Source organism: Dolichospermum sp. UHCC 0259 (genome assembly GCF_009711935.1).
Lineage (GTDB): Bacteria > Cyanobacteriota > Cyanobacteriia > Cyanobacteriales > Nostocaceae > Dolichospermum.
Window position 1 is genome coordinate 1 of the sequence record NZ_VIKX01000256.1, and the last position, 6,906, is coordinate 6,906.

Here is a 6,906-nt window from a genome sequence, read left to right on the forward strand (position 1 = left end):
ACAGCAAACTAATGAATTGAATTGAGATAAATTTGAGTTTCATAATTAAACTTCCTATTGGTAAATTTCAGTGTCAATTATGTGAATAGAAGTTTTACTTCAGAATCTTTTTTCAGGAAAGAAAACTACTTTTTTAGCTGGCGATTAAAGGTCTATTTACAGCTTGTTCACCAACATTTAGTTGAGAAGGTAATGGAGTAGGTTGCACAGTAGATACATTAGATACATCCTGTCCAATATGTTGAAAACCTTTGTTTTCCTTCAAAGCTAAGATATACGCATCTGCAAAGGCTTTGAGTCCTAATAGTCTGCCTTTCGTTGTTGGTGGATACTGTGCCATTACCCGTGATCTTGCTTCTCGCTCATTTTGGTTATTAGCAACACTGGCCAACATCATTTCTCCAGGGTAAAAACGACTACGCCAAAATCTACCCCCTGTTTCTACAAGCCAACAAGAATAAAGGTCACTAATCCGGGGTAAAAATGCCTCAGTTGCATTCTGGCTAATGATCTGGGCAGGATAACCCAGATAACGCTGAAAAGAAGTAACTCCTGTACTGGTAATGCGTCCAGTGATTCGGTAAGTCATGTTTTGCATGATTTGAGAACCGGTTGCACAATCACAGATGGTGTCTGGGTCTTGAGATAGCAGTAAAACTGCAATACCTTCCTTGCGTCCTGTAGCACAAGTTTCACCTATCACTTGAGCAAAACCATCTTTACGTAAAAGCACTGAAAGCTCATCACCAATAAACAAACTTTTGGGATGGGATAAAGCATTACGAATGCAAGCAGTATGGGCATTAATCGCCATCAAATAAGCATCCTGTTCGTTAGTTAATCCACTCAGGGCAAAGAATTTAATTGCAGGTTCAGGGGAAAATGTACTGGGACGGGCGATCGCTTTCCCTAACCTCGATGCCAGTAATGCACTCACCTGATTTTGGATTTGGTTCAGTGCTTGGCGGTCAATCTCCTCAAAAGACCTCAAATTTAGGCGTTCTCTGGTGCAAAACTTGACAAAATCTGGCAATGTGGGGATTTCCTGCCATTCTGCTGACAACCAACCCATCTCAAAAGCGCGGTTATAACGAGCAATCATATCTGCGTCTTTGAGAAACACATCCAAAGCTTTGACTAGCATTGCATCTACTCTTTGGGCTAAGTGGGGATTTTCGACTTTACCCATAGAAATAGCTACCAAAGCCTTACGAATAAAGTCCTTCCAAGATTCCATCCGTCGTTCCCGTTCTGGCTTGTCAAACCTACGTAAGTCCGGCGGTTCTAGCAGATTACTACTACCACTAGAAATGTCATAATATGCACCTTGTTCACCCAGTAGTTCAATCGCTGTTTTAAAAGTGCTGTTACCACCTGCGGAAATATCCATCCCAACTACAGGAATATTGTTAACTAAGGCTTCTTCCGCAAATCGCCACCCTAAAACACTCTTGCCTGAGCCAGAAGTACCTGTAATTAAAGCCCGTCCAATTTGTTGATGAAACAAATCTACGTAAATGGGTTTACCACCACGGCTAGTTAAAAACTCTACACCTTGCTGGTCAATATCTTTAGGAATCGTCAGAGGCATCAATCCAGCAATTGTCTGGGTATCAAGTGTTAATCGGCGCTCACTCAAATTACCGTCATGTAATAAGCGTTTGCAAGGTGATAGGTAAAGTTTGTAACCATATTTCCCAAGCAATATTCCGTTCTCTAAGTACCTTGGCGGTTTCAAAACTGTTAGCCAGTAGATTGCAAGCATGAGTTAATTCCTCGGCACTATGACGATATACTAGAAAGACTGGCGCACAATGTAAGGCTTTTGTACCTTCGTACAACCGCCGTTGTGCTTCAAATGATTCTTCTTGTTTGATTTCTGCACCAATATCACGTCCCTGCCCTTTAGTAATTGCTACGGTGCGGGCGACTTTAGATTGCTTTGCTTGACGGGCTAAGTTGTCTTGAATCAAAAAGTCATTACCACGACTGATTTCTACCCATGCTTCTGTATCATGGACATAGCTGGAAGACAGTATTTTCCACACCCATTTGAGTTGTTCTTGGGTATTTGTCCAACCCAATGGCGGGTCTGTCATTGTCATCACACCGCAGACTTTACCCTTGCCTATGAGATAAACTCGGTCATGATCTCCGCGATGTTCAGGACTTGCAGAGCGCCCTTGTGTACCTTCAATTAGTAGGGTACAGATATGTTTGTCTGTGGTTACAGTTTCTGTGAGTTGTAGTCCCGTTTCAGTTTCTTCTAGGGTGATAACTTGGGGAATGGGAGGTGCAGCACCTTCGTTAAATCTATTCCACAACCATTGCCATAAATCACCTGCACTACAAGGTGTGACTTCTAAGCCAATTTTCGTATTTAGTAACACCTCCCATTGAATAAATCCCTGTTGAAAGCCTTGCAGTAAGAGCTTTTTGAAGAATGTTTCTTGATATATGCGTTTATTGCCTGTAATTGATTCTACTACCCAAGTGCCAAGATTACGGAATTTTTCAATCACACTACCGACAAAATCCTTTTGCTGGGAACTACCTTGTTGATCACTTGTCCAGGTACAAAAGGCTATTTGCTGCCACTGTTGGCGTGTACCTGCGTTTTTCAATTCTTCTATTCGCAGTTGTTCGTTGCGAATCAGAACAGAAATGGGTTTGAGGTGACAATCATTTGCCAAAGCATTAAGTTGGGTTTGGCGTTGGGTATCATCACTATAGCAGCCTGTACAAAAAGTGATGCGTTCTCCAATTGGTAAATCTTTCATCCCTTCTTCAATGGCATGAGCAAATTCACTAACTTCACTTTCGTGTAAGATGTTGTGCAGTCCAGCAATCTGAAAACCAAATACTAGTTGATATTGCGATTGTCCTTGTTCTAATAATAGGGCGGCAATTTGTCGGTCATCTTTTTTAATTTCTGCAATACAGCAGATATTAACTTCATTTTGGAAGGGCATAAATCTACTTTTACCTCCATATTGATTTGGTACAATTAGGGGTTTAAATCTGATGTTGATTTGTGAGTCACTGTAGCGACGACGTACCCAAGCGGGACGGTTTTCTGGTAATGGGGAAATGTAAATATTGTTGCAGTTATACCATTCGTTTCCGGGTGGTTTACGCCATCTATCTAGGAATTGATGGGGTTGGTTGCCGGTTAAAATCCACCAACTGACAATTAGCCAGAATGATGTGGCGAAAAACCAACCCATTCCTAAACTGAGTAACCCATTGGTAATGATGTAAGATACTATGATGATGGCAATCCAAGGAACAAGTTGCTCGGCTGGTATTGGTCCGATGCTGGCTTGTTTACCTAAAATCCGGTTAACTTTGATAAATTCGGTTTGCGGATTGTTTTCCATAAATCATGGTCTTGATTTTAACTTAACAGAAACATAGGTCTAAACCCAATAAATCATGATGATATCAATAGGATTCGATTCGATAGGTTTAGCGAAGGTATGGAACTTGATTTGAGTTATCAAAAAAGGCAGCTAGATAAATCCTATTTAATTGGTGCTAATGTAGGATTTGATAGAGCAAAATATGCTGCCTTGTATCTTCTTTAATTGGCTATTTTATGTTAGCCACCTATTGTTGTGCCATTACCAATAAAGATAAAAGTGATGACATCTACGGCAATAACAATGGCAAAAGCCAAACCAACTTGAGTCACAATTGGTCGCCAGTCGTTACCTTGCTGGGCTTGGTTATAAGCAAATAAAGAAGCGGCTGCAACTAGTAACAAAAATGCTCCTCGAATCAAGTTAAATGTTAAACCAACAACGTTGGCATCCAATGTGGTAGCACCACCTCCTGCTTGTGAACTCTGTTGGGCTAAAGTAACAAAGAAGTTTTCCAAACCATTCAAAAAAATAGCTTGAGCTGGAGTGTTAAAGGTATCAAGTAAAGCAGTAATAGTGATAATCACGGACACAATATGCCAAAAGCGAATTCTTCTGCCTAAATACTTTTCTAAAATTGGTACTGTCCGAATCACGTACCCCATACTCAAGAAAACTATGCTGGCACATCCCAAAATAGTGACAAATATGGGTTTTGTCGCCAATAAATAAATGCCAATTGCCAAAGATAGGAAAATAAAAATGAAGTCGGTGCGGTTGATTTTCAGGTTTTTCAAGTTAGTGGAAACTTTGGCAGATGGTAGTAGTTTAAACTGAGAATTGGGAGATTTTAGGCTATTCATCTTGCTTCTCTCGGTATAATTCAACTGATTAAACTGAATTTTGCTGTTCTGATTTATCTTCTTTGTAAAATCTAAGCATTCAATTGTTTTATGATGCTTAACTAATTGCAGCTATACCCGTGAAGGTTTACAGCTTTCAAGACTGAAATACAAAGAAACTGAAATAGAAAGAAATTGAAATACAAAGAATTAGAACTAATGAAATGAAGAATGTGCAATTGTCCTGAAATTGATAGTTGGTGAATATTTGCTATTGCTGCTATTAGATTCTTCACGGCTTAAACTTGCATTTCTGATTTGCTGGGTTTAGTTTGCTTTTTCTGTTGTTTAGCGGTATTTTTATCAGCCTGTTGAGAAGGAGTTGATGGCTGATTATCTAACAATGCTTCCATTTCTCTCAAGGGGATACTGCATTGTCTAATCTCCGGGGGTTCTCCTGGTACTAAAGCAGCATCAAGCACTTGTTCATTGTGACGATTGGGGTTAAATCCTTGAAGTATTTGTGTGCCATTAGACAATTTCACTATTTCAAAGTCGTACTTAGGTTTACCTTTTTCTGCCCAGGTAAAGGTGGGTTCATCATCACCATTAAATTTGTGAGGTAGTTGTGTTTGAAACTCTTGAATCAATTCTTGGGTGGTAGCTTTGAGGGCATATTCTTCTTTTGACTGTGGTAGTTTACAAATGCCAGTTTTTTCCTCAGCGGTAAGATTATCTTGTGTAATTGTCCACTGTCCCTGAGTGCAAGTACCCGCAAAAAGTGTTTCCCCTTGGTTATTTTCTAAAGCAATAGCTAAGTCCGCAGATATCCCTGTTTGTGCTGTTTGTTTACCCTGTTGTTTTACTCCTTGTTGTTTGACTGTTAAAGTTTTGTTACTGGAAATGGTAATACCATCTTCAGGTGATTGGTCCAATAACTCACTGGCGACATTAGCAAATCCAACTAAAGCCTCAGCACAAGCAATTTGTTGTTGCTTATCTTGGCGTTTTGCTAGATATCCTAAAACGTCATTTTCTGGTTGGTTATTAGAGTTAGATTGGATAGTTTCAGCGGCTGTTTCTGATGCAATTACAGAACTGTTTTGTTGTGATGCCATTTGTTTTTCAAGGCGACTAACTACCTTTTCTAAACGGTCAAGTCGCTTGGATATAACTTGCAAGTAATCTTCAATTTGCTGGAGTTGTTCGGTAATGCTGGCATCTTGATCTAACTCAAAAGGTTGGGACTGATTATTAGGGTCTAATTGAGAACCCAATTTGTCTACTTTAGAGCCGATTTTCATAGTAGCTACAGCCACTGGATTATCTGCTGTGGATGCTTCAGATACAACTTGATAATTTTGAGAAGTTTGAGAATTTGAAGAAGTTTGAGAATTTGGAGAAGTTCGAGAATTTGAAGAATCTTGAGAATTTGAAGAATCTTGAGAATTTGAAGAATCTTGAGAATTTGAAGAATCTTGAGAATTTGAAGAATCTTGAGAATTTGAAGAATCTTGAGAATTTGAAGAATCTTGAAATTCCGATGAGTCAGGCTTTATTTCCTGTAAGCGACTGGTGAGGTTATCAACTCGGTCATTCTGTTTTTGTAGTTGTTTAAGAATTCGTTCTAGCCGCTTTTCATCAGCTTCGGCTGCGAGTTGTTCTAAAACTCCTTGTCCGACAGCAATTCCTAAAGTTGCCAATTGTCCTGCTAATCCTCCCAAATTTACGCCGTTTACTTCTCGTCCGTTGGTGGCTGCTGTGGCACTTAAACGGGAAGCTTCGTCTAGTGGTTCTTGGGATTTGGATTTTTTGGCAGCAGTTTTATTGGTTGGGGTTTTATCTTGAGTTTTAGTTGATGTTTTAGGTTGGGACTTACTTTGGGGTTTAGTTACAGTTTTGGCTTGAGTTTTACTTGGGGTTACACTAACACGACTAACAGGTAATTCGTCTTCTTCATCTAAGTCGTCTGGGTCATCTAGTTCATTGTTGAAATCGTCGTTTAACAGGTCGTCTAATTCGTCGTCAATTTCATCTATTTCTTCGCTTTCCTCTTCTAAATCGAGTAGGTCATCTTCTAATTCATCATCTAAATCATCAAGTTCTGTTTCTGCAAAACCGCAAATTTCGGCAATGTTGGAAGGAGTAAAATAGTTTTCGTCTTTGTTGGTTATTCCTTCGAGATTTTTAATCAGGTATTTACCACTGGTTCTGTGTCCAGGGTCACTGGTAAGGTAGAAGCGATAGCCTCTAATTTCGTCATCATCGTCACCTCCTACGCAAAGTTCTACGGTTATGGGGGCTTTACCTGATTCCTGGCTGTAATTTTCTACAGAGTCTTTAAAGTCTTGATGGGACTGGATAGAATCGTTCTGAATTGACTCAGAAATGGCTTTATCGAGTGTGTTTTCAATATGGCGGAGTTTACGGCGGTCTGTCAGGTTTTCCCAGGAGCGAGTTTGAGAGCTTTGTTTGCGTTTCGGTTTGGTCAGTGTTTTGGTAGCCATGATGTACTCAAAGCTTGATTGCCTTAGCAGTTAAGCTAACAGAGCTTTGGATAAGGGCTCTTGCGTCCCTTTTATGGAGAATTAATACTAAAGTGCCAGTTTAATAAACTACGTAATCTAAAATTACTAAAGTTACGAAATCCATATCCAAGTCTTTTGATTAATTTGAGTTTATTATTAATTCCTTCTACAGTA

The 6,906-nt window shown here is 39.6% G+C and carries 5 protein-coding genes; all 5 read right to left on the minus strand.

The features are described from left to right. Positions 1 to 133: 133 nt before the first annotated feature. Positions 134 to 1,705 carry a hypothetical protein gene (locus FJR05_RS28060; protein WP_371416925.1) on the minus strand — a complete coding sequence of 524 codons (1,572 nt, stop codon included), beginning with the start codon at positions 1,703 to 1,705 and terminating at the stop codon, positions 134 to 136. Continuing rightward, the gene (locus FJR05_RS28065) at positions 1,647 to 3,380 is read right to left on the minus strand and encodes a hypothetical protein (protein ID WP_371416926.1); all 1,734 of its coding nucleotides are present in this window, start codon (positions 3,378 to 3,380) and stop codon (positions 1,647 to 1,649) included. Before FJR05_RS28065 ends, FJR05_RS28060 begins: the two co-directional genes overlap by 59 nt. Positions 3,381 to 3,601: 221 nt before the next feature. After that, entirely contained in the window at positions 3,602 to 4,225 is a 624-nt protein-coding gene (locus tag FJR05_RS21365) for a hypothetical protein (protein ID WP_168645970.1), read from the minus strand. A gap of 278 nt (positions 4,226 to 4,503) precedes the next feature. After that, positions 4,504 to 6,711 carry a hypothetical protein gene (locus FJR05_RS21370; RefSeq protein WP_168645971.1) on the minus strand — a complete coding sequence of 736 codons (2,208 nt, stop codon included), beginning with the start codon at positions 6,709 to 6,711 and terminating at the stop codon, positions 4,504 to 4,506. Positions 6,712 to 6,782: 71 nt separating this feature from the next. Further along, a partial coding sequence (locus FJR05_RS21375; RefSeq protein WP_168642427.1) for a transposase occupies positions 6,783 to 6,906 on the minus strand: 124 nt, incomplete at its 5' end.

Coding starts and splice junctions, on each gene's coding strand:
- FJR05_RS28065 (WP_371416926.1), bottom strand. CDS start 3,380: ATGGAAAACAATCCGCAAACCGAATTTATCAAAGTTAACCGGATTTTA.
- FJR05_RS21365 (WP_168645970.1), bottom strand. CDS start 4,225: ATGAATAGCCTAAAATCTCCCAATTCTCAGTTTAAACTACTACCATCT.
- FJR05_RS21370 (WP_168645971.1), bottom strand. CDS start 6,711: ATGGCTACCAAAACACTGACCAAACCGAAACGCAAACAAAGCTCTCAA.